Origin of the sequence: Vibrio tarriae, from assembly GCF_002216685.1 — a bacterium.
GTDB lineage: Bacteria > Pseudomonadota > Gammaproteobacteria > Enterobacterales > Vibrionaceae > Vibrio > Vibrio tarriae.
The window spans coordinates 186,734-211,033 of sequence record NZ_CP022353.1 but is presented as its reverse complement, the minus strand read 5'-3'; the positions used below and the strand labels follow the sequence as shown (position 1 = coordinate 211,033).

Below are 24,300 nucleotides of genomic sequence, written 5' to 3'. Positions count from 1 at the left end.
CGATACCAAGCACACTTGAATGTGTTGTTGGTGTTTATCTTTCGATAAACATTGAGAACTTTACAAACAACAATAAATTGTTGTTTTGTCAGCTTTCCAAATTGTTAAAGAGCAAGATTTTCTGATGAAAACCATTTTTAAACATTCTCAGCGAAAACGCTTAAAGATGGTATCCCGTAGGGGAGTCGAACCCCTGTTACCGCCGTGAAAGGGCGGTGTCCTAGGCCTCTAGACGAACGGGACACTAAGATACTCTTCTCTAATCTAAACCGAATCAATCTGTGTGGACACTCATCACGACAACCATCGTGTAAGGAGGTGATCCAGCGCCAGGTTCCCCTAGCGCTACCTTGTTACGACTTCACCCCAGTCATGAACCACAAAGTGGCAAGCGTCCTCCCGAAGGTTAAACTACCTGCTTCTTTTGCAGCCCACTCCCATGGTGTGACGGGCGGTGTGTACAAGGCCCGGGAACGTATTCACCGCAACATTCTGATTTGCGATTACTAGCGATTCCGACTTCATGGAGTCGAGTTGCAGACTCCAATCCGGACTACGACGTACTTTGTGAGATTCGCTCCACCTCGCGGTATCGCTGCCCTCTGTATACGCCATTGTAGCACGTGTGTAGCCCTACTCGTAAGGGCCATGATGACTTGACGTCGTCCCCACCTTCCTCCGGTTTATCACCGGCAGTCTCCCTGGAGTTCCCACCATTACGTGCTGGCAAACAAGGATAAGGGTTGCGCTCGTTGCGGGACTTAACCCAACATTTCACAACACGAGCTGACGACAGCCATGCAGCACCTGTCTCTCAGTTCCCGAAGGCACAAGACTGTCTCCAGTCTCTTCTGAGGATGTCAAGAGTAGGTAAGGTTCTTCGCGTTGCATCGAATTAAACCACATGCTCCACCGCTTGTGCGGGCCCCCGTCAATTCATTTGAGTTTTAATCTTGCGACCGTACTCCCCAGGCGGTCTACTTAACGCGTTAGCTCCGAAAGCCACGACTCTAGGTCACAACCTCCAAGTAGACATCGTTTACGGCGTGGACTACCAGGGTATCTAATCCTGTTTGCTCCCCACGCTTTCGCATCTGAGTGTCAGTATCTGTCCAGGGGGCCGCCTTCGCCACCGGTATTCCTTCAGATCTCTACGCATTTCACCGCTACACCTGAAATTCTACCCCCCTCTACAGTACTCTAGCTTGTCAGTTTCAAATGCGATTCCTAGGTTGAGCCCAGGGCTTTCACATCTGACTTAACAAACCACCTGCATGCGCTTTACGCCCAGTAATTCCGATTAACGCTTGCACCCTCCGTATTACCGCGGCTGCTGGCACGGAGTTAGCCGGTGCTTCTTCTGTAGGTAACGTCAAATGATTAAGGTATTAACTTAACCACCTTCCTCCCTACTGAAAGTACTTTACAACCCGAAGGCCTTCTTCATACACGCGGCATGGCTGCATCAGGCTTGCGCCCATTGTGCAATATTCCCCACTGCTGCCTCCCGTAGGAGTCTGGACCGTGTCTCAGTTCCAGTGTGGCTGATCATCCTCTCAGACCAGCTAGGGATCGTCGCCTTGGTGAGCCCTTACCTCACCAACTAGCTAATCCCACCTGGGCATATCCGGTAGCGCAAGGCCCGAAGGTCCCCTGCTTTGCTCTTACGAGGTTATGCGGTATTAGCCATCGTTTCCAATGGTTATCCCCCTCTACCGGGCAATTTCCCAGGCATTACTCACCCGTCCGCCGCTCGCCACCCAAGGAACAAGTTCCTCTGTGCTGCCGCTCGACTTGCATGTGTTAGGCCTGCCGCCAGCGTTCAATCTGAGCCATGATCAAACTCTTCAATTAAAAGTTTTTTGAAGCTTTCGCTTCGGCTCAATGAATACTGATACTATCTTTCGATAGTGAATTGACTGTGCTGAATGATTGCTCATTCAAATGGTCACTCAGTTCATTGATAAATCTTTTTTGATTATCATCAACGAGTGCCCACACAGATTGATTGGTTTATATTGTTAAAGAGCGTTTTGCTTCGGCTTTCTTACCGAAGAGGCTGTGCATTCTAGCGAGATAATTGTCAGAGTCAAACTCTTTTTTCAACTTTCTTCATCGAAGCGTTTTAGCCTTACTGACTGGCTCTGAAGCCTTGCGGCGTCTGCCGTGTCAGTGAGGGCGCATTATAGGGAGCTCCGTTTTTAATGCAAGCCCCTAAGCACAGTTTTTTCTAAAAAAACGTTCATTAGAACAAAAAGCCCACAAGGTGATCATTTTCCAATCTTTTTGAGCAATAACCTGACTCTCTATGCCTTTGTCGGACTACCATTTCAATTCTTTTATTCCTCACTATCGAAAAAGTAAGAGATGCGAGAGCGAGGATTAAGATAATCACGAACCTTATCCGGCAATTTATTTGGCAAAATAGCATTAACGATTTTTAGGTCGCGGTCCGCAAGGTCAATAATTGGTGCTTGAGAACGCGGGACTGAAGGATCATAAATCAGTACATTCGGATACAAGAGGCTATTTGCATTCACCGAGATGACTAGTCCCACCATATCATTAGAGAGCTGTACGACGGTTCCTGGCGGGAATACCCCCATAAACTTAACTAAGATGCCTAAATTCTCCGCATTATAGAGATGCTTGCAGTTCTTAAATAAATGAGACAACGCAACATACGGGATCTTTTGTTCCGAAGGAATATTGGGGTGGCAAAGATTGTCGAACGCGTTCGCTACCGCCACAATCTGTGCAAGCTCATCAATATCATCCCCCTTTAGGCCGAGTGGATAGCCCGAACCATCTCGCAATTCATGATGTTGTTCGATGACGCGTTTAGCACTTTCAGGAAACGTATCTATATTATCGGCCAGCTCTATGCCATATCTGGTGTGAAGTCGTAAATAGTTCTCTTCCGGATCTGTTAATGGGGTCTTTTTGCGCACGATCGCGGTTGGCACTCTGACTTTTCCTATGTCATGAAATAGCGCCGCAAAAGCCAGCTCTTTGATTCTTTCTGCAGGCAAGCCTCTAGCTTTACCAATCATCATGGCAATCACTGACACATTTAAAGAGTGAAAATAAATATCTTCAAATTCACTTTTGCTGTTCATTAAATGCAAGGTGACATTATCATCACTCAGCAATTTATCGACGATATCATCGACCAATATGATGGCTTCGCCAACAGCATCTAAAGGACGGTTACGAATTTTATTCACCACGGCACGCATACGAGCAAGAGAACGCTCAAACTCTTTCTCACAAGTTTGTACTCGACGTCGATATGCGTTGAGCTTTTCTATCCGCGTCTGCTTTTCCTGCCATAGTTTTTCCGCTTCGCTATCAACTGGTGGTAAAACATATTCCGGAGTTGGTTCTTCAGCGTTTGGCGGTAAAGGCTGGCTGTCGCTTAATCCAGGATTGAGAAAAACGTGCTGGATACCAAGATGCTTGATCAGTTGGATCTGCTCTTGTGATTTGATTTTAAAGCTATTGAATAGGAAAGGATGTTCATTCCATTTGACTGGCAACCGAATGTAAAGTCCGGGTTGCAATCTATCTACCGTGATTTTAATGCTTGCCACAATCTTGATTACATCTAAGTTAATAACCCGAATATGATAGAAGAAGTTAATAATAACTTCATCAGTCTTATTGCTACCAGAGCTGTAGAATCACGAACCTGGATTTGAATTTTAAAATGACAAATAGCAAGAAGCCGACTCATTGAGTCGGCTTCTTTAAATTATGGTACCGATGGACGGACTTGAACCGTCACTCCCGAAGGAAACGGATTTTGAATCCGTCGTGTCTACCAATTTCACCACATCGGCATCTAGGCTGTTGCCCTTTGATGGAACGCATTATACGTAAGAAGTCGAAGCACGCAATAGCAAAAGATTGAAAATAAAATCGTTTGCCGATTATTTCACCACAAAGCCTTAAGCTGTGCGTTAGCTCTCTTTCTTTCGGATTTTGCACTGGCTATGCTTGGCATCTTTCAAGTAACCAAGAATGATAATGATGAACTACGCGACACTTCCTCCGGCTGGTTTTTTTCGGCGTTTAGGGGCATGGACTTACGACGCACTGATCGTAATGGCGATTCTAATGATGGCTGGCGGCGTAGTCGTCGCAGTGCTTGAAGCTTTGGTGGCAACGGGGCTCATGAGCTATGCCCCGTATCAAGATGCGAGCGATCTTCTCTCTTCTCATCCGATTTGGAGTCCAGTGTATACCGTTTATCTCGCCTTGGCTTGGATCTATTTCTTTGTTTACTTCTGGACTCGCGGCGGACAAACGCTAGGTATGCGCGCATGGAAAATGCACATTTGCACTGAGGAAGGACACCACATCTCAGCCACACAAGCGCTGATCCGTCTAGCAACATCGGGGTTTGGGCTCGCGAACTTAACCGTGTTGTTTGATCCGAAAAAACGCGGCTTTCATGATATCTGGGCTAAAACAAAAGTGGTTGTGTTACCGAAAGCCAATTAACCAACTTGGATAAGCAATAGAAAGAGGAAGGTAATCACCTTCCTCTTTTGATTTTGAGATTGCCACTCTGACCAAAATGAGATTTTTGGTGGGACATTGGGGGTTATAGTTTTCTACCCAATAGCCCTAACGCTATGGCCAAGAAAACTAAGCTTGGCGCTAGCGCACCAAACAATGGCGGTAATCCATACACCAAACTGAGTGGGCCAAAGAACTCACTTGAAATGTAGAAAGTAAATCCGGCAATGACGCCAGATAAAATCCGCGCCCCCATGGTGACGCTACGCAATGGGCCAAAAATGAACGACAGCGCCATCAACATCATCACCGCAATCGAGATCGGCTGAGTCACTTTGCGCCACAAAGCCAGCTCATAGCGCGATGAGTCTTGCTCTGATGCTTTTAAGTAATGCACGTAATCACTTAAGCCAGTGAGAGATAATTCTTCCGGCTTAACCGTCACTACGGCAAGTTTGTCTGGAGCAAGAGAGGTTCGCCAGCGGTACTCAGGCAACGATTGTTTGCTGATCTCGATGTCATTCACCAAACGAGTCAATACTGCATTTTTCATCAGCCATTCATTGTTAGCAACGTAATCGACTTTCTCAGAAAAAATCACCGTACTCAGTTTTTTATTTTCGTCAAAGCGCCACAGATTCAATCCATACAACTGTTCGTTTTCAACTTTGGCGATAAAGATAAAATCATTCGCATCCCGTGCCCAAACCCCAGTACGCACCGACATAATCGCACCACCCGAAGTGGCAAATGCGCGCATATCACGTGCCATTTTTTGCGCTTGTGGTGCGCCCCACTCTCCGAGCAAAGTGATAATAATCATCAGCGGAATAGCGGTTTTGAGCACAGAAAGACCGATATCAAGCTTAGAAAAACCAGCGGCCTGCATCACCACCAATTCAGAGCTAGAAGCCAAAGCACCCAAACCGATCAAAGCCCCTAGCAGCGCAGCCATCGGGAAAAACATTTCTACATCACGTGGAATACTCAGCACTACAAATAACAAGGCTTGTAGTAAGTCGTAACTTCCCTCACCGACTTTGCGCAGTTGCTCAACATATTTGATGATGCCGGAGAGACCAACAAAAGTAACTAATACGAGTGCTGTGGTGGCAACAATAGTGCGGCCAATATACCAATCAAGAATTTTAAACACGACTTAAGCTACCTTTCTCTGTTTCCATCGATCTTTAAAACGGCGCACAGGAATGCTATCCATGGTATTGACGATCAGCGCCGCAAACAGCAGTGCCGCATTCACTGGCCATAAACCAATGATCACGGGTAACGAGCCATCTTCAATCGCGGATTTGGTTGCACTGAGCGTAAGGAAATAAGTCAAATAGATCAAAATGGCCGGCCCCATTTTGGCAAAGCGCCCCTGACGAGGATTTACAGCCGATAGAGGCACCACCAACATCGTAAGCAAGGGAATACAAACCACTAAGGAGAGTCGCCATTGCAATTCAGCTTGAGCTTGGCGATCTGCATTCTTCAGCAAACTTAATGTGGGTAACGCTTCCCAATCACGCCCAGTAGATTTCACTTCGCGTTGACCAATCAAACCATCGTAAGAATCGAAGTTGGTGATCATGTAGTCGACCCGAGTCGGTACGCCTTCGTAGCGAGTGCCATCGTAAAGGGTAATGATCTGGCGACCATCACTGAGCTCTTTTACGGCTCCGGAGTTGGAAAACATCACGCTCGGCAGTACAGAATCTCGCGGCGCTAACTGTGCCACAAACACATTATGCAGTTTGCGGTTTTCAATGTTGTCGATAAAAACCACCGACGATCCATCAGGTGAGCGTTGAAAGTGGCCTTTTTGCAACAGATCGACACTGTTTTCTGCCGCAAACTGCTCCATCAATTGTGCTTCTTTGTCTTGGCTCCAAGGCGCAAGCCACAGCGCGTTAAAGGCCGCGACGGAGGCGGTAATCAAAGCAAGGTAAAGCGCAGCTCGGATTAAGAATTTATTACCAATACCTGTCGCGTTCATCACGGTTATCTCACTCTCCGCGTACAAACGGCCGAAAGTGAGCAAAATTCCGATGTACAGGCTAAGCGGCAACATTAATAGCCCCATCGCCGGCATATTCAATCCAACGATGGATAAGATCATGCTGGTAGGAATTTCACCGTCAGAGGCATCCGCCAAAACACGAATAAACTTCTGGCTGAGAAACACTAAAAACAGCACGAAAAAGATCGCAAACTGGCTTTTTATTGTTTCTCGGATCAAATATCTAACAATAATCACGCTGAAATTACCTATGCAAAACTTGTTTTTTTGATTGAATCACTATAATTTCCCGATGAACCTTTTATTTTTTGAATAATTTCGCTAACGGTTAGGTTGCGCACGCAAAAGGTCGATCCTTCATGGGATCCAGCAAGTAAGAGCGCATTATCTACCATTTAGTTCTATTTGTCTTCAGGATGTAGGAGTACGCATGGAGTTCAGTGTTAAGAGTGGCAGCCCTGAGAAACAGCGCAGCGCATGTATCGTTGTTGGGGTGTTTGAACCACGTCGCCTTTCTCCAGTCGCAGAACAGCTTGATAAAATCAGCGACGGCTATATTAGTTCACTGCTACGTCGCGGTGATCTAGAGGGTAAACCGGGGCAGATGCTACTGCTGCATCAAGTACCCGGTGTGTTGTCTGAGCGAGTACTGCTCGTCGGTTGCGGTAAAGAACGCGAACTGGGTGAACGTCAGTACAAAGAGATCATTCAGAAAACCATCAATACCTTAAATGAAACTGGCTCGATGGAAGCGGTCTGCTTCTTGACCGAGTTGCACGTCAAAGGTCGCGATACCTATTGGAAAGTGCGCCAAGCGGTTGAAGCCACCAAAGATGGCCTGTACACCTTTGACCAATTCAAAAGTGTGAAACCAGAAACTCGCCGTCCACTGCGTAAACTGGTGTTCAACGTTCCCACTCGCCGTGAATTGAATCTTGGTGAGCGTGCAATTTCCCATGGCTTAGCCATCTCTTCCGGCGTGAAAGCCTGTAAAGACCTTGGCAATATGCCACCAAACATTGCTAACCCAGCTTACCTCGCGTCTCAAGCTCGTCGTCTGGCTGACGATTACGAGAGCATCACCACTAAAATCATTGGTGAAGAAGAGATGGATAAGCTCGGCATGGCTTCTTACCTCGCGGTAGGCCGTGGCTCACGCAATGAATCCATGATGTCGGTTATCGAATACAAAGGCAATCCAGATCCTGAAGCCAAGCCAATCGTACTGGTGGGTAAAGGTCTGACTTTTGACTCAGGCGGTATCTCACTCAAACCAGGTGAAGGTATGGATGAGATGAAGTACGACATGTGTGGCGCAGCATCGGTATTCGGCACTATGAAAGCCATTGCCAAACTCGGCCTACCACTCAATGTGATTGGCGTATTGGCTGGCTGTGAAAACATGCCAGGCAGCAATGCTTACCGCCCGGGTGATATTCTGACTACGATGTCAGGTCAAACGGTGGAAGTGTTAAACACCGATGCAGAAGGTCGTTTGGTACTGTGTGACGTACTGACTTACGTTGAGCGCTTTGAGCCTGAATGTGTAGTCGATGTCGCAACGCTAACCGGTGCTTGTGTGATTGCATTAGGCCATCACATTAGTGCAGTAATGTCGAACCACAACCCGCTAGCACATGAGTTGGTGAATGCCTCTGAGCAGTCGAGCGATCGCGCATGGCGTCTGCCAATCGCTGATGAATACCATGAGCAGCTCAAGAGCCCATTTGCTGATATGGCAAACATCGGTGGCCGCCCAGGTGGCGCCATTACTGCAGCTTGTTTCCTGTCTAAATTTGCGAAGAAATACAACTGGGCACACTTAGACATCGCAGGTACTGCATGGAAATCGGGTGCCGCGAAAGGCTCAACCGGTCGTCCTGTCTCGCTACTAGTCCAATTCCTGCTTAATCGCAGCGGTGGCCTAGACGCTGAAGAGTAATCGCAAAAGGGCCTTCCGGCCCTTTTTCATTACTAGACCTAAACTACCGCCACAGGCGTGGCGATTGTTTGCAAGAGACCAAGATGCCTACCGCAACTTTTTACCTGACTTCCCCAGATTCTGCTCAAGCAACGCCAGAAGGCTTCGCGCAGTACGTGCTGTATTTGACGCGTCACTTTGCCGCGCAAGGCGCACGCATTTATCTACAATGCCAAGATAAACAACACGCCGAGCAGCTCGCTGAGCGATTTTGGCAAATCGAACCCGACCAGTTTTTAGCGCACAATCTGGTCGGTGAAGGCCCCAAATCTGGTACCGCGATTGAAATCGGTTATGTGGGCGTTTCCCCCTCTTGGAATCGTCAACTGGCAATAAATTTGGCGGATAATCAGACAACCTTTGCGCGTACCTTTGCCGAAGTGGTAGACTTCGTGCCCTGCGCAGAAAATGCCAAGCAGCTAGCACGCGAGCGGTATAAACTCTATCGACAAGCGGGTTATCAGCTGCAAACTGTTGAGATTCAGTACCCATAACCGTCCATCCTTATAGTTAAGCTCTCTTATCCAAGAGAACTCACTTATAGCGATAGACTGAATTAACCATCACAGCATCCATCAAAGAGCACTATGGAAAAGACATACAACCCAACATCAATCGAACAAGATCTGTATAAGACTTGGGAAGAGCAAGGCTACTTTAAGCCTCACGGTGACACATCAAAAGACGCGTACAGCATCATGATCCCGCCACCGAACGTCACAGGCAGCCTGCACATGGGTCACGCCTTCCAAGATACCATTATGGATACTCTGATCCGTTGTCAGCGTATGAAGGGTAAAAATACCTTGTGGCAAGTGGGTACTGACCATGCTGGTATCGCCACTCAAATGGTGGTTGAACGTAAGATCGCTGCAGAAGAAGGTAAAACTAAGCACGATTACGGCCGTGATGCGTTCATCGACAAGATTTGGGAATGGAAAGCAGAATCTGGCGGCACCATCACTAAACAGCTACGTCGTCTTGGCGCCTCTGTCGATTGGGATCGTGAGCGCTTTACGATGGATGATGGCTTCTACAAAGCCGTGCAAGAAGTGTTCGTGCGTCTCTACAAAGATGACTTGATCTACCGCGGTAAGCGCCTAGTTAACTGGGATCCAAAACTGCACACTGCGATCTCCGATCTGGAAGTGGAAAACAAAGAGACCAAAGGTCACATGTGGCACTTCCGCTACCCGCTAGCCGATGGCGTAAAAACGGCCGATGGCAAAGATTACATCGTGGTTGCCACCACCCGTCCAGAAACCATGCTCGGCGATACAGGTGTTGCGGTTAACCCTGAAGATCCTCGTTATAAAGATCTGATTGGTAAAGAGATCATTCTGCCAATCGTCGGTCGTCGCATCCCAATCGTGGGCGATGAGCACGCCGATATGGAGAAAGGCACGGGCTGTGTGAAAATCACCCCTGCGCACGACTTCAACGACTATGAAGTCGGCAAGCGCCATAACCTGCCGATGATCAACATCTTCACTTTTGATGCCAACATCCGTGATGTGGCAGAAGTGTTTAACACCAAAGGTGAAGCAAGCGATGTTTACAGCGGCGAACTACCAGCGAAATACCAAGGCATGGAGCGTTTTGCTGCACGTAAAGCGATCGTGGCGGAATTTGAAGAACTGGGTCTACTGCAAGAAATCAAAGATCACGACCTAACGGTTCCTTACGGCGACCGTGGTGGCGTGGTGATTGAGCCAATGCTGACTGACCAATGGTACGTTCGCGCCGGCATTCTGGCAAAACCAGCGGTTGAAGCGGTAGAAAATGGCGATATTCAATTTGTACCAAAACAGTACGAGAACATGTACTTCTCTTGGATGCGTGACATTCAAGACTGGTGTATCTCTCGCCAACTGTGGTGGGGTCACCGCATTCCGGCTTGGTATGACGAGCAAGGCAATGTGTTTGTAGGCCGTAACGAAGAAGAAGTGCGTGCAGAAAACAACATCGCGGCTGATGTTGCACTTCGTCAAGATGATGACGTGTTAGATACTTGGTTCTCTTCTGCACTGTGGACTTTCGGAACACTGGGCTGGCCAGAAAAAACGCCAGAGCTAAACGTCTTCCACCCAACCGATGTTCTGGTAACGGGTTTCGACATCATCTTCTTCTGGGTGGCGCGCATGATCATGATGACCATGCATTTCTGTAAAGATGAAGATGGCAAAGCACAAGTTCCTTTCAAAACTGTGTACGTAACGGGTCTGATCCGTGACGAAAATGGCGACAAAATGTCGAAATCGAAAGGTAACGTGCTTGACCCAATCGATATGATTGACGGTATTGATCTTGAGTCTCTGGTCGCGAAGCGCACCGGCAACATGATGCAGCCTCAGCTAGCGGCAAAGATCGAGAAAAACACCCGTAAGACGTTTGAAAACGGCATCGAAGCCTACGGTACTGACTCACTACGTTTCACTCTAGCGGCCATGGCGTCAACTGGTCGTGACATCAACTGGGATATGAAACGTCTAGAAGGTTACCGTAACTTCTGTAACAAGCTGTGGAACGCAAGCCGTTACGTGCTGATGAACACCGAAGAGCAAGATTGCGGTTTTGCTGCCGGTGCTGAGCTTGAATACTCACTGGCCGACAAGTGGATCGAATCGCAGTTCGAGCTGGCTGCGAAAGAGTTCAATGGTCACATTGATAACTTCCGTCTGGATATGGCAGCCAACACGCTGTACGAATTCATCTGGAACCAATTCTGTGACTGGTACTTAGAGCTGACTAAGCCAGTTCTGTGGAAAGGCACCGAAGCTCAGCAACGCGCGACCCGTCGCACGCTGATCACCGTACTAGAGAAAACCCTGCGTTTGGCGCACCCAGTGATCCCTTACATCACCGAAACCATCTGGCAAAGTGTTAAGCCACTGGTGGATGGCGTGGAAGGCGACACCATCATGCTGCAAGCGCTGCCTCAGTACGATGCGGCAAACTTCAACCAAGAAGCCTTGGATGATATTGAGTGGGTGAAAGCCTTTATCACTAGCATCCGTAACCTGCGCGCTGAGTACGACATCAACCCTGGTAAGCCTCTGGAAGTGATGCTGAAAGCGGCGAATGAGCAAGATGCCGCGCGTATCGAAGCGAACAAGCCAGTGCTGGTTTCACTGGCCAAGCTCGAAAGCATTCGTGTATTGGCGGATGGCGAAGCGACACCGGCGTGTGCAACCGCACTGGTTGGTAAGTCTGAGCTGATGATCCCAATGGCCGGTCTGATTGATAAAGACGCTGAGTTGGATCGTCTGGCCAAAGAGATTGCTAAGACGCAAGGTGAAATTGCGCGTATCGAAGGCAAGCTGGGTAACGAAGGTTTCGTGGCGAAAGCACCAGAAGCGGTAATTACCAAAGAGCGTGAAAAGCTCGCAGGTTACCAAGAAGCGCTGGTGAAGCTTGAGCAGCAGAAAGCGACTATCGCGGCGCTGTAAGCCAAGCATTCCATACAAAAAGTCGATAGAAAAAAGGCAGCGATTTCGCTGCCTTTTTGTTTACGATGCTGAATGCTATTACCTGAGATTAAGGCTGACGCGCCGCATCGATCCGCTGTTTGAGATCCGGATGGGTACTGAGCCAAGCCGGAACCTCGATCGTTTCTTGCTGCTGAAACAGTTCAAACATTTCAGCTAGCGGTTCACTGCTACCATAAATCGCCTGCATTGCTTGTTTCGCGTATTGATCGGCCTCTTGTTCCGCCTCGCGGGATTGGCCGTTGGAGAGCGTAAACACCCCAATCCCAACCAGATTATCCACCACCCCAGAGCTTTCCCCCGTCAGCAGTGCCACACCAATCGAAAGCACACTCGAATGCACCAAACGTTTAAGCATATGACGATGATGCACATGCCCCAGCTCATGCAGAATAATGCTATCTAACTGCTCGGGCGTTTTGGCCAGTAGCACCAACTCATCCAGTAACACCAAGGTTCCACCGGGCAAAGCAAACGCGTTAGCGCCAATATCTGAGTGACGAAACTCCACTTTGATCGGATAAGGTAGCGGCTCAAGTTGGTTAAGATGGGAGAAAACGCGTTGCTTTATCTCATCTTGTTGCGCGAGAGAAAGTTCACTCGGTTTTAAATCGCGATCTAACGTTTGCAGAATTTTCTCACCCAGCACCACAGCGGCAGATTCCGGAACTCGTTCAGCCACCTCTTTGCTTAGCCAAGGCAGGAATGCCACATAAGCCCAAACACATAAACCGATACCAAGCACTACAGCGATTAGCCAAGCGATCCACTTTCCTTCCAGCCGATCCACCCACCCCGGTTTATTGTGTTGTTCTAACCAAGCGTTCAACGGCGCATTACGTTCACAAACGAAAACCCAGCCACTGGGTAATTGAAAACGAATCGGTAATTTTCCCACGGGAGCACTGATTTGAGCATCGCTCCGCGCGCAGCGAATGATCTCTCCATCGACGTGCAAAGCGAGAAAATGAGTTTGTGATAGATCGAGCTCGGCCTCGCAACGTAATGAGCTGCGAGGTGGAAAAGCGGTTCCGGTAATGCGCATCAGCCGATCCCGATACCAAGATCAAACGCTTGAGCCAACTCATCCGAGATAGCCGATTTTACATCTGAAGATTGATCGGTCGATTTGAGCAGATCCATATCGCCAATCACGGCAGTATGTTCAGCCAGATAGCACGTCGTTCTCACCATCACCCATGGGCGTGCGATACCGACTGTCACGGCTTGCAGTAAGAAGTTACTGATCACTAAGCCAGTATAACCACGAGCACTGAGAGTGGATTCAAAACGAAAGGCTGTGTCCTCGTTCAGCGCTTGCTGCATCACCAGTTGCGAGAAAATGTAATTGCGTACCCGCGAAGTAATATAAGCCGTCACCGCGATACCCATTACGATCATCCCTATGTACACAGTAGCGATCAGCATAAACGGTGAGCCACTTGCAAGTAGCGAGCTTTCCCAATTGGTAAGATTAGAGAAATCGATACTGCCGAACACCATGATAAGTACCATAGAGATGATCGCGAGCACCGAGGCAACCCCAATTGCCGCTGCTTTTAAATAGGTATGCAGGAAGAAGCGCGTAGTCAGTTGGGCGCTAAACTGCCAATCCCCATAACGGTAACCATTAGCAAAATAGTTTTGCACGCCAGCAATAACCCAAGCATAGAGCGCCGCCATCACTAAAAAAGAGCCAATAAACATGACAACAGAAAGACTTGCCGAAACAGATGCTGAGACCGAAGCAATAATAAAGTAGATCAGAAACGCGACTAATGCGCCAATCCCTCGGCCCATAAACGAGAAATAGGCCTCTTGCAGTGTGCCGTTAAAGGAGAAGTGCACATTACGAAAGCTGGTCATCGCCGAATCAAAGCGAGCGTTGCTCCAAAGCAGCCAAGGCAAAGCAAAATAAAACACCAAGAGCAGCAACAATGAAGCGATCGGGAATAAAGAGTTAGCCACGAACCACACGAGAACAGCGGCGAATGCGACCAAACGCCCTTTGAGGATTTGCATCGGCTGGGCATGATATTCAAAGTTATCGCCCGCAATGAAAGTATTGCCGTAGAAATAGCGCTTAGTACGCACCTTAGCCCATGCAGAGTAGATGCCCAAGGTAATAATGGAGAGCAGAAGATTGACACTCCAGATCCCAAAAAACTCTTTACCCTCACCACTGAAGGTGACGGTATGTTTATGTTGATTAACCATGAATGATTCCTGACGTTGTTTTTAGAGTAAAAAAGCGATCCGAGTGTAACAACCTGTAAGAACCATTCACAACGCCAATTGAATTATGGCGATATAAATCACACACATAATCAATAAAGCAACTTCTAGACGACTCGATTTTTCGCTTCACCACACATAAATACATTGATGTTGTCGATCAAGATAGTCGCCAGTTGTTGTATCGAAGAATCACTGCCCCACGCCACATGCGGTGTCAGCAGGAGATTAGGCAAATCACGGTTGGCTATCAATGGGTTATCCATATCCGCGGGCTCGACACTAAACACATCCACCCCAGCCCCAGCAATTTGACGTCTTTTCAGCGCATCCACCAGCGCCTGTTCATCCACTAAACCGCCGCGCCCAGTATTGATCAGAAGAGCATTGGGCTTCATCTGCGCCAATTCCGCTTCTGAGATAATATTTCGCGTTTCATCGGTCAGCGGACAGTGCAGTGATAGCACGTCCGACTGCGCCAGCACTTGTTCAAATGGTGTGTACCCATCGCGGCATTCCACCTGACCTTTACGTTCAGCCAACAGCACATGCATACCTAATGCGCGAGCCAAATTCGCCGTCGCTTGGCCTAATGCACCACTGCCGATAATGCCCATGGTTGAACCCGCAATATCGCCAATCGGATGCGTGAAAAAACAGAACTGCTTATGGCGCTGCCACTCTCCGGCCGCAATATCATTGTGATAACCGATAAGATTACGTCTTAAAGCAAACATCATGGCGACAACATGCTCAGGGACAGAGCGCGTGGCATAGCCCTGCACATTACACACTGCGATATTCAGGTCACGACACGCCTGCAAATCGACGTTGTTGGTGCCCGTGGCAGAAATAGCGATCAGCTTGAGCTTAGGCAACTGAACCAGCATTTCACGGGTGAGTACCACTTTATTGGTGATAACAATATCGGCCGCTAAGAGGCGCTCAACCACTTGCTGAGGCTCACAAGCATCATACTCAAGCCAATGGTGTTCAAAAGGCAGAGCAGGTAAGAGGATATGGCGCGGAATGGTCGCGCGGTCGAGAAAAACGACCGTAGGCAAAGAAGTAGTGGGTAGTGACATGCTGACTCCGGGTCTGATTATCCGCTACCCACAATAAGATTAGTCTTGGGATAGCTTTTTATAGTCCGGTAATTTTCGCTCAGGATCGAAATGCTGCAAAATCTGCTCCTCGGCTTCGGGATAGAAGTCACAAGGGACAAACAGAGTGCGTAGCCAATGACTACGTGGATGGTAGAAACAGAGCTCCGCGGCGTGCAGTTGCAGACGATCGGCAAACTCGACGGCTTCTTGTGGCGCGTAAAGATCATCACCGACAATCGGATGGCCGAGCGATTGCATGTGCACACGCAGCTGATGAGATCGTCCAGTGATCGGAATAAGGCGTACGACTGTGGTTTTCTCTTCTCTCTTTACGACTTGATAGCGGGTCAGAGAATCACGTCCCTCTTCAAAACAGACTTTCTGTTTCGGGCGGTTTGGCCAATCACAACACAGCGGCAAATTCACTTCGCCTTCATCTTGCTCCATCACACCCCATACGCGGGCATAGTAGATTTTATGAGTGAGACGATACTGGAACTGCTTCTTCAACGCCGATTCCATATGTTTGCCTTTCGCAAACAGGATCAGCCCAGAAGTCGACATATCCAAACGGTGGACGACCTTCACATCAGGGCAGTAATCCACCAAACGAGCCCACATACTGTCGTAGTGCTCAACAGGTCGCCCAGGAACAGATAACAAACCAGAAGGCTTGTTGGCTGCGATGATGTGTTCATCCTCATAAATCACATCAATCCACGGATCCTTAGGCGGATTGTACTCGGTCATTGCCATCGCTATCGTCTCGTATCACAAAAAACGGCGCATTATATACGCAAAATGTCGCCAAAAGGGAATAAAACAAGGCCCTCGTTTTGAGGGCCTACGTCATCAGTTGTGTGCCACCACAATCAAACGCAGTGAATCCAGCTGATACTGCGCCTGCGCAATATAGCCAGTCAGCTCTTTGATTTGCAGCTCCAGCACTTCGATCTCTTCATCACGAATGTTCGGGTTAACCGCTTTGAGTGCCAACAAACGCTCCAACTCGCTGTTGAGGCTCTGCTGCATATCACGCTGCGCTTGTTCACGAATCGCGCTCACTCGCGGTTCAACCGCCGCTTCGCTTGCCGTAATCAAACGATGCACGTCATGCTGTACTGAGCTCACCAACTTGCTGGCCAAATGACGATTCACTGGGCTAAGCTGACGGTTAAAGCTTTCAAACTCCACTTGCGAAGAGAGATCATTACCGCGCGCATCCATCAGAATTCGGATTGGAGAGACAGGCAAGAAGCGGCTGATGCCACTGCGTTTCGGCGCTTGGGCATCCACCACATACACCAGTTCCAGCAAGATGGTACCCACTGGCAGCGCTTTGTTTTTCAACAGCGACACCGCGCAAGTCCCCACCCCTTCACTCATCAGCAAATCAATGCCGCCTTGCACCATGGGGTGTTCCCAGCTGATGAAGTGCATATCTTCACGCGACAGTGCGGTGTCACGATCAAAGGTAATGGTGGCGCCTTCATAAGGAAGACCCGGATAGCTTGGCACCATCATGTGTTCGGCAGGAGTCACCACTAGAGCATTCTCGCCACGATCTTCTTGATGCAGACCAATCGCATCAAACAGGCTCAACGCAAACGTCACCAGATTGGTATCACCATCGGTTTTCGCGATCTGCTCAGCAATCTGCTGCGCTTTTTCGCCACCGTTAGAATGCATTTCCAGCAAGCGATCACGCCCGACTTCCAGCTGTGACTTCAGCGTTTTGTTGAGCTTGGCTGACTCTTCGATGATCACTTCCAGCTCTTCACCGCCACCGGCGGCCAGAATGGGGATCAAACGCTCAGCGAAAGCATCATACACCGCACGACCGGTTGGGCAGGTTTCCGCAAAGGCATTCAAACCTTCTTGAAACCAACGCGCCAAAATCGCTTGTGACGTTTCGGTCAGGTACGGCACGTACACGTCGATATCACGTTTTTGACCAATACGATCCAAACGCCCGATACGCTGCTCTAGCAAGTCTGGATTGAACGGCAGATCGAACATCACCAACTGGTTAGCAAACTGGAAATTACGACCTTCCGAGCCAATTTCACTACAGATCAGTACCTGCGCGCCGCCCTCTTCTTGGGCAAAGTAAGCGGCGGCTTTGTCACGCTCAATGATCGACATGCCTTCATGGAATACCGTTGCACGAATGCCTTCACGCTCACGCAGTGCCTGCTCTAGCTGCAATGCGGTACTGGCACGTGAAGCGATGACGAGGATCTTCTCGCTGCGTTTGGCTTTGACTTTTTCGAGCAGCCAGTTGACGCGTGAGTCAAATTGCCACCAGCTTGACTCATCGCCTTCAAACTCTTGGAAAATCTCTTCTGGGTAGAGCATTTTCATCGCGCGCGCTTCTGGCGTCAGTTTACCGCCGAGCATGCCCGCAACACGCATTGACGTGGTGTATTGAGAAGGGATCTCCAATGGCAGCAAATGCACATTACGCACAGGGAAGCCTTTGATAGCCGCACGCGTGTTACGGAACAACACGCGCCCAGTACCGTGACGATCCATCAGATTGTCGATCAGCTCTTGGCGCGCCAAAGCAATTTCGTCTTCACTGGCGTGGCTTTCCAACGCTTTAAACAGCGGCTCAACATCTTGCTCAGACAGAAGCTCAGTGATTTTATTTTTCGCTTCATCACTCAGCTTCTCACCGCTGAACAGCGCAGTAACGGCATCGGCAACGGGTGCGTATTGCTCTTCTTCTTTAACAAAGGCTTGGTAATCGTAGAAACGATCGGCATCCAGCAGGCGCAGACGAGCAAAGTGGCTTTCACGACCTAACTGCTCAGGCGTTGCCGTCAATAGCAGTACGCCCGGAGTCTGTTCGGCCAGAGCTTCAATCACTTGATATTCGCGGCTTGGCTTTTCTGGGTGCCACTCAAGATGGTGAGCTTCATCGACGACCAACAAATCCCATTCCGCTTCCAAGGCTTGTTCAAAACGCTGGCGGCTTTTACGCAAGAAATCGAGTGAACACAGCACATACTGCTGAGTTTCAAATGGGTTATCTGCCTCACTAAAGGCTTCCACGCAGCGCTCTTCGTCAAAAATGGAAAAGTGCAGGTTGAAACGGCGCATCATCTCCACCAACCATTGATGTTGCAGCGTTTCAGGTACCACAATCAGGATGCGTTCAGCACGCCCAGTCAGCACTTGCTGATGGATGATCATGCCCGCTTCGATGGTTTTACCCAAACCGACTTCATCGGCCAGTAACACGCGAGGGGCATGGCGACGACCGACTTCATGGGCAATGTACAGCTGATGCGGGATCAGCCCTGCGCGCATACCACACAAACCACGCATTGGGCTTTTGTGCTGCTGATATTGATTGGCTAGAGCGCGATAACGCAGCACGAAGTTGTCCATGCGATCGATTTGACCGGCAAACAACTTGTCCTGCGGTTTATTAAAACGAATTTGGTTACTGAGGAAAATTTCACGCAGCGCGACACCGCTTTCTTCGGTATCCACTCGCGTGCCTAGATAGGTGTAGACGCCTTGGTCTTCCACCACTTGTTCAACTTGTAACGACCAGCCTTGCTGACTATCCACCACATCGCCGACATTAAAGATCACACGGGTGACCGGCGCATCTGAACGTGCATAAACACGATTTTCTTCCGATGCTGCAAACATCAAGGTCACTGTACGCGCATCAAGCGCCACCACAGTACCTAACCCGAGATCACTTTCCGTATCGCTTATCCAGCGTTGCCCTAAAGCAAATGACATGAATGGACTACCTCATCAAATAGCGTTGCAGAGAATTTTTGCACTTCACTCCAGCCAGCTTTTTATTATGGATGCTGACCGCTTTGAGTGCAGAAAAAGGCCGCTAATCTTACTTGATGGCGTGACACAGGTCACGCCCATTCCCTGCCGTAACGCGCTTTTTTTTGTAGAGCTTTTGGGTGACATCAAATTGTCAAAAACCAATGGCATTTGTTAACAAGATGATTGCTATACTCGAATTGAAGGTGCGGGATTTGTGTCAAAAATTGGTTGGCACAAAGCCTGCAAGTTCAAACAGAGAGTATCAACACGGGTTTGCAGCAAGTCGACAATGATCGCAACGCTCACCTGAGCGTACGATCCTACAGGCCGCTTGTGAACATCCACGACAAAGCATGCTACATGTAGCAAGGAGACGCTTATGGGCGATACCGATCGGAAACTGTTTGTACTGGATACCAATATCCTACTCCACGAACCTCTCGCGATTTACTCTTTTAAAGAGCACGACGTGGTCATCCCGATGACCGTTCTTGAAGAACTCGACCGAATCAAAGACAGCAAACGCGATGTGGCGCGCGATGCACGCGTAGCGATTCGGGCTTTAGAGCACTTATTCCATGATGCCACTCCCGAAGAAATCACCGAAGGGATCCCGCTTTCTAAGCAAGAGGGCGCAACAGGAACCATCTCGATCCTCGCCGATTATGAACTGCATGAAACCGTCAAAGCCTTTACCGATAAAGAGGGCGATAACCGGATCCTCAATGCCGTACTTTATCTCCAAACTCAACGTGCGCCACGCGCCGTGGTACTGGTGACCAAAGACATCAACATGCGTTTGCGCGCCAAAGGAGCGGGTGTGCTGTATGTAGAGGACTACCGCACCGACCAACTGATTGATGATATTCAATACCTGACCAAGGGCTTTCAAACTCGTCCCGGCAGTTTTTGGGACAGCGTCGAAGATGTCGCGAGCTACACGCTCGGCGGCAAAACCTTTCATAAACTGGATCGCGCGCCGTTCGATCCAACCTTCCTCAACCAATATGTCATTGATGAAGACAGCGATTTTGCCGCGCGGGTCGAAACCATCGATGGCGATAAATTGACGCTGCGCGATCTGAGCCGTGAACGCATGATGCATCGCAAAGCGTGGGGCATCACCCCAAAAAATATCTACCAAGGGATGGCGCTGGACGCACTGCTCGATCCGGATATCGATCTGGTGATCCTGACCGGTGCGGCGGGCAGTGGTAAAACTTTACTGGCGATGGCGGCAGCGTTGGAGCAAACCGTCGAGCGCAAAATGTTCGATAAAATCATCGTCACTCGTAACACCCCTGATATCGGCGAATCAATTGGTTTCCTGCCCGGCACGGAAGAGGAAAAGATGATGCCGTGGCTTGCCTCTGTCACCGATACCTTAGAAGCGCTGCATAAAAATGATCACTGTACCGATGGCTCGCTCAAATACATCTGCGATAAAGCCAACATTCAGTTTAAATCGATCAACTTTATGCGCGGTCGTTCAATCCAAAACGCTTTCGTGCTGCTCGATGAGTGTCAAAACCTCACCGCCTCGCAGATCAAAACCATCATCACCCGCTGTGGGGAAGGCACCAAGATTGTCTGCTCTGGTAACTTAGCGCAGATTGACTCCCACTATTTAACCCCTGTGACCTCAGGCCTTACCTACATGGTTGAGCGCTTCAAAAATTTTGAAGGCAGCGCCAACATCCACCTCAATGGCGTAGTACGCAGCCGCTTGGCTGAATTCGCCGAAGAGAATTTATAATCACTTTTGGCGAGATGTTATGTGCATCTCGCCTCACAAAATCTATCCTCACTTGCCTTTTCTTTATTTAATTTAAAATATTTATTCACTTTTATAGCATTTTCATGCTTTACTAGCCGCAACTGGAATCGCCAAACGAGGATAGGGAAATGGCTTTCAATTTACGTAATCGCAACTTTTTAAAACTGCTCGACTTCACTCCAAAAGAGATCCACTTCCTGCTGGATCTGTCTGCCGAGCTAAAACGCGCCAAATACGCAGGCACCGAGCAGAAAACCCTGCAAGGCAAAAACATTGCGTTGATCTTTGAAAAGTCATCGACCCGTACTCGCTGTGCCTTTGAAGTGGCGGCGTTTGATCAAGGTGCGCAAGTCTCTTACATCGGCCCTTCTGGCTCGCAAATTGGCCATAAAGAGTCGATGAAAGATACCGCGCGCGTGTTAGGCCGCATGTACGATGGCATTCAATATCGTGGCTTTGGCCAAGAGATTGTTGAAGTGCTAGGAAAATACGCGGGGGTGCCAGTGTGGAATGGCTTAACGGATGAGTTTCACCCCACGCAGATCTTGGCCGATCTTCTGACTATGCAAGAGCACGGACGCGGTAAACAACTGCATGAAATGAAGTTTGCTTACCTTGGCGATGCACGCAACAACATGGGCAATTCCCTGATGGTGGGAGCCGCCAAAATGGGCATGGATATTCGCTTAGTCGCGCCCAAAGCCTACTGGCCGAATGAATCATTAGTGGCAACCTGCCAAGAGATTGCCAAGCAAACCGGAGCCAAAATCACTTTGACCGAAGAGGTTCAAGAAGGCGTAAAAGGCTGTGATTTCCTTTATACCGATGTATGGGTTTCGATGGGCGAAGCGGCGGATGCGTGGGATGAGCGGGTTGCGTTAATGAAGCCATATCAAGTCAACATGGATGTGATCAAAGCAACAGGCAATCCACAGGTCAAATTCATGCACTGCTTACCGGCATTCCATGATGACCAAACCAAAGTAGGCCAAGAGATTGCGGCCAAATACGGCATGCAAGGATTGGAAGTCACCGAAGAGGTGTTTGAGTCAGAATATTCGATTGTGTTTGATGAAGCGGAGAACCGACTGCACACCATCAAAGCAGTGATGGTCGCAACGTTAGGTCAATGAATTGCCACTGATTTAATATCCCTGCACTCTGTGATGTAATCGCTTGCGCTCACACACTTTCGGCGTATAATGCCGACCGTTTGTCTGAGGGGTAGCCAATGAAATTTGCACAGCGTGCAGCTCAAAGCAGTGTCCACTATAGTAAGCAAATTGGCTTACTGGCCTCACTGTTTTTCCCCTCATCGATTTGTTAAAGCCTCCCTTATGGGGGGCTTTTTTATGGCTGTTAGAAAATATAGGGAAGACGATCATGGCGAATTCGCTTTACCAAAAGCACATCATCTCCATTGCTGAACTCTCACGCGCTGAGTTGGAGTTGATAGTGAAAACCGCAGGCCAACTGAAGGCACAACCGAATCCAGAATTGATTAAGCATAAGGTCGTGGCCAGCTGTTTCTTCGAACCCTCCACTCGTACTCGCCTCTCATTTGAAACGGCGATTCAACGTATCGGTGGCAGCGTGATTGGCTTTGATAACGGCGGCAACACGTCACTGGCGAAGAAAGGCGAAACCTTAGCCGACTCAGTACGCGTCATCTCCTCTTATGTTGATGCTTTTGTGATGCGTCATCCGCAAGAAGGTGCCGCGCGTTTAGCGTCTGAATTTTCTAACGGCATCCCAGTGATTAACGCTGGTGATGGTTCAAACCAACACCCATCGCAAACCCTGCTCGACCTCTACTCCATTTTCGAAACCCAAGGCCGTCTCGATAACCTCGATGTCGCGTTTGTCGGTGATTTAAAATATGGCCGCACCGTGCATTCGCTGGCACAAGCGCTGGCTAAATTTGATAACAACCGCTTCTACTTTGTGGCACCGGAAGCCCTAGCGATGCCAGACTACATCTGTGAAGAGCTGGATGAAGCTGGTGTGAAATACCAAGTGTTCAGCGATATGGAAAGCGTGATCCCAGAGCTGGATATTCTCTACATGACGCGTGTACAGAAAGAGCGTTTTGATGAGTCGGAATACGCACACATCAAATCGGCCTATATCTTGACGGCCGCTCACCTGAGCGATGCGCGCAGCAATCTCAAAGTGCTGCACCCACTGCCACGCGTGGATGAGATCACCACCGATGTCGATAAAACCCCACACGCCTACTATTTCGAGCAAGTTGAGAACGGTGTTTACGCCCGTGAAGCCTTGCTGGCTCTAGTTTTGAACGAATCGCTGTAAGGAGAGCAATCATGAACAAAGAGACGAAATTACAAGTTGAAGCGATCAAAAACGGCACGGTGATTGACCACATTCCCGCCAAAGTAGGGATTAAAGTGCTGAAGCTGTTTGATATGCACAACTCCGCGCAGCGTGTCACCATTGGCCTCAATCTGCCCTCTTCTGCCCTCGGCAGCAAAGATCTGCTCAAGATTGAAAATGTGTTCATCAGTGAAGCGCAAGCCAACAAACTCGCGCTGTACGCGCCACACGCGACCGTGAACCAAATTGAAAATTACGAAGTGGTGAAGAAGTTAGCGCTGCAACTCCCAGAGCGCATCAACAATGTGTTTGCCTGCCCAAACAGCAACTGCATTTCTCACAATGAGCCCGTGGAAAGCAGCTTCAAGCTTTCTGAGAAGAACAACGACATCCGCCTAAAATGCAAATACTGCGAAAAAGTGTTTGCGCGCGATGTGGTCACGGAAATCGAAGCTTAACCGCTGTCAGCAAGATAGGGATAAATGAGCGCGCGGCGCTTTACCTACCAAAGCTTTACAGGCAAACTGAACAGCGATTTTCGAACCACTAACGGATAAGAAAGATGACAAAAGTTCTGCATACTGACGCGGCTCCGGCTGCCATTGGCCCATACATTCAAGGTGTTGATCTTGGCAACATGGTACTGACGTCTGGTCAAATCCCAGTAAATCCTGCCACAGGTGAAATTCCTGCGGATATCGCTGCGCAAGCTCGCCAATCGCTGGACAACGTGAAAGCCGTGGTTGAAGCCTCTGGCCTAACCGTCGGTGACATTGTGAAAATGACCGTATTCGTGAAAGATCTCAACGACTTCGGCACGGTAAACCAAGTGTACGGCGCATTCTTTGATGAGCATAAAGTGGCGCACTACCCAGCGCGCTCTTGTGTTGAAGTGGCACGTCTGCCAAAAGATGTGGGCATCGAAATCGAAGCGATCGCGGTACGCAAGTAATCCATTTTATTGGTTCTCAAATACAAAAAGGGTTGCCAGTGGCAACCCTTTCTTTTTATTCGTTTTGATCAAAACT

18 protein-coding genes, 2 tRNA genes and 1 rRNA gene are annotated in these 24,300 nt (G+C 48.9%); 10 read left to right on the top strand and 11 right to left on the bottom strand.

Annotated features, from left to right (window positions below; translation table 11 throughout):
• Positions 1–167: 167 nt before the first annotated feature.
• The 4 genes from CEQ48_RS06545 to CEQ48_RS06530 form a co-directional block, all read right to left on the bottom strand.
• A tRNA-Glu gene (locus CEQ48_RS06545) sits at positions 168–243 on the bottom strand.
• 68 nt (positions 244–311) lie between these two features.
• A 16S ribosomal RNA gene (locus tag CEQ48_RS06540) occupies positions 312–1,854 on the bottom strand.
• A gap of 485 nt (positions 1,855–2,339) precedes the next feature.
• Entirely contained in the window at positions 2,340–3,593 is a 1,254-nt protein-coding gene (locus CEQ48_RS06535; RefSeq protein ID WP_089070685.1) for a cyclic di-GMP phosphodiesterase, read from the bottom strand.
• A 164-nt stretch (positions 3,594–3,757) separates the two neighbouring features.
• A tRNA-Leu gene (locus tag CEQ48_RS06530) sits at positions 3,758–3,842 on the bottom strand.
• Between the two features lie 190 nt (positions 3,843–4,032).
• Here CEQ48_RS06530 and CEQ48_RS06525 point away from each other — a divergent pair.
• Complete coding sequence (locus CEQ48_RS06525; protein ID WP_198301286.1) at positions 4,033–4,506, top strand: RDD family protein; 474 nt, start codon at positions 4,033–4,035, stop codon at positions 4,504–4,506.
• A gap of 103 nt (positions 4,507–4,609) precedes the next feature.
• Here the strand turns inward: CEQ48_RS06525 and lptG are convergent, their stop codons facing one another.
• Both lptG and lptF read right to left on the bottom strand, forming a co-directional pair.
• On the bottom strand, positions 4,610–5,680 hold the full coding sequence (gene lptG / locus CEQ48_RS06520) for an LPS export ABC transporter permease LptG (RefSeq protein WP_089070683.1): 1,071 nt from the start codon (positions 5,678–5,680) through the stop codon (positions 4,610–4,612).
• A gap of 3 nt (positions 5,681–5,683) precedes the next feature.
• Complete coding sequence (gene lptF, locus CEQ48_RS06515; protein ID WP_000587728.1) at positions 5,684–6,784, bottom strand: LPS export ABC transporter permease LptF; 1,101 nt, start codon at positions 6,782–6,784, stop codon at positions 5,684–5,686.
• Positions 6,785–6,977: 193 nt separating this feature from the next.
• On the opposite strand from lptF, the gene pepA reads away from it, so the two are divergent.
• The 3 genes from pepA (at position 6,978) to CEQ48_RS06500 (ending at position 11,977) form a co-directional block, all read left to right on the top strand.
• Entirely contained in the window at positions 6,978–8,489 is a 1,512-nt protein-coding gene (gene pepA / locus CEQ48_RS06510) for a leucyl aminopeptidase (RefSeq protein ID WP_055027386.1), read from the top strand.
• Positions 8,490–8,572: 83 nt separating this feature from the next.
• Positions 8,573–9,022, top strand: a complete 450-nt coding sequence (locus tag CEQ48_RS06505; RefSeq protein ID WP_089070682.1) for a DNA polymerase III subunit chi — start codon at positions 8,573–8,575, stop codon at positions 9,020–9,022.
• 93 nt (positions 9,023–9,115) lie between these two features.
• The gene (locus CEQ48_RS06500; protein ID WP_089070681.1) at positions 9,116–11,977 is read left to right on the top strand and encodes a valine--tRNA ligase; all 2,862 of its coding nucleotides are present in this window, start codon (positions 9,116–9,118) and stop codon (positions 11,975–11,977) included.
• Between the two features lie 88 nt (positions 11,978–12,065).
• Here the strand turns inward: CEQ48_RS06500 and CEQ48_RS06495 are convergent, their stop codons facing one another.
• The 5 genes from CEQ48_RS06495 to rapA form a co-directional block, all read right to left on the bottom strand.
• Positions 12,066–13,061 (bottom strand): M48 family metallopeptidase, encoded by a 996-nt coding sequence (locus CEQ48_RS06495; protein ID WP_089070680.1) that lies wholly within the window; start codon positions 13,059–13,061, stop codon positions 12,066–12,068.
• Positions 13,061–14,233 (bottom strand): YjgN family protein, encoded by a 1,173-nt coding sequence (locus CEQ48_RS06490; protein ID WP_089070679.1) that lies wholly within the window; start codon positions 14,231–14,233, stop codon positions 13,061–13,063. The genes CEQ48_RS06495 and CEQ48_RS06490 overlap by 1 nt, the downstream gene beginning before the upstream one ends.
• 125 nt (positions 14,234–14,358) lie before the next feature.
• Positions 14,359–15,336 (bottom strand): D-2-hydroxyacid dehydrogenase, encoded by a 978-nt coding sequence (locus CEQ48_RS06485; protein WP_089070678.1) that lies wholly within the window; start codon positions 15,334–15,336, stop codon positions 14,359–14,361.
• A 39-nt stretch (positions 15,337–15,375) separates the two neighbouring features.
• Entirely contained in the window at positions 15,376–16,113 is a 738-nt protein-coding gene (locus tag CEQ48_RS06480) for a pseudouridine synthase (RefSeq protein ID WP_001251797.1), read from the bottom strand.
• Between the two features lie 96 nt (positions 16,114–16,209).
• On the bottom strand, positions 16,210–19,119 hold the full coding sequence (gene rapA / locus CEQ48_RS06475; RefSeq protein ID WP_089070677.1) for an RNA polymerase-associated protein RapA: 2,910 nt from the start codon (positions 19,117–19,119) through the stop codon (positions 16,210–16,212).
• Here rapA and CEQ48_RS06470 point away from each other — a divergent pair.
• From CEQ48_RS06470 to CEQ48_RS06445, 6 genes are all read left to right on the top strand, one after another.
• On the top strand, positions 19,118–19,336 hold the full coding sequence (locus tag CEQ48_RS06470; RefSeq protein ID WP_001013830.1) for a hypothetical protein: 219 nt from the start codon (positions 19,118–19,120) through the stop codon (positions 19,334–19,336). The two genes, rapA and CEQ48_RS06470, sit on opposite strands and share 2 nt — an antisense overlap.
• 204 nt (positions 19,337–19,540) lie before the next feature.
• Positions 19,541–20,917, top strand: coding sequence for a PhoH family protein (locus tag CEQ48_RS06465; RefSeq protein WP_000502893.1), 1,377 nt, complete (start codon positions 19,541–19,543; stop codon positions 20,915–20,917).
• Between the two features lie 149 nt (positions 20,918–21,066).
• Positions 21,067–22,071 carry an ornithine carbamoyltransferase gene (argF, locus tag CEQ48_RS06460; protein WP_089070676.1) on the top strand — a complete coding sequence of 335 codons (1,005 nt, stop codon included), beginning with the start codon at positions 21,067–21,069 and terminating at the stop codon, positions 22,069–22,071.
• A gap of 250 nt (positions 22,072–22,321) precedes the next feature.
• Positions 22,322–23,251 carry an aspartate carbamoyltransferase gene (gene pyrB, locus CEQ48_RS06455; RefSeq protein WP_000013845.1) on the top strand — a complete coding sequence of 310 codons (930 nt, stop codon included), beginning with the start codon at positions 22,322–22,324 and terminating at the stop codon, positions 23,249–23,251.
• A gap of 11 nt (positions 23,252–23,262) precedes the next feature.
• Positions 23,263–23,730 carry an aspartate carbamoyltransferase regulatory subunit gene (pyrI, locus tag CEQ48_RS06450; RefSeq protein WP_089070675.1) on the top strand — a complete coding sequence of 156 codons (468 nt, stop codon included), beginning with the start codon at positions 23,263–23,265 and terminating at the stop codon, positions 23,728–23,730.
• Between the two features lie 104 nt (positions 23,731–23,834).
• Positions 23,835–24,224, top strand: coding sequence for a RidA family protein (locus CEQ48_RS06445; RefSeq protein WP_000170058.1), 390 nt, complete (start codon positions 23,835–23,837; stop codon positions 24,222–24,224).
• The last annotated feature ends 76 nt before the right edge of the window (positions 24,225–24,300 follow it).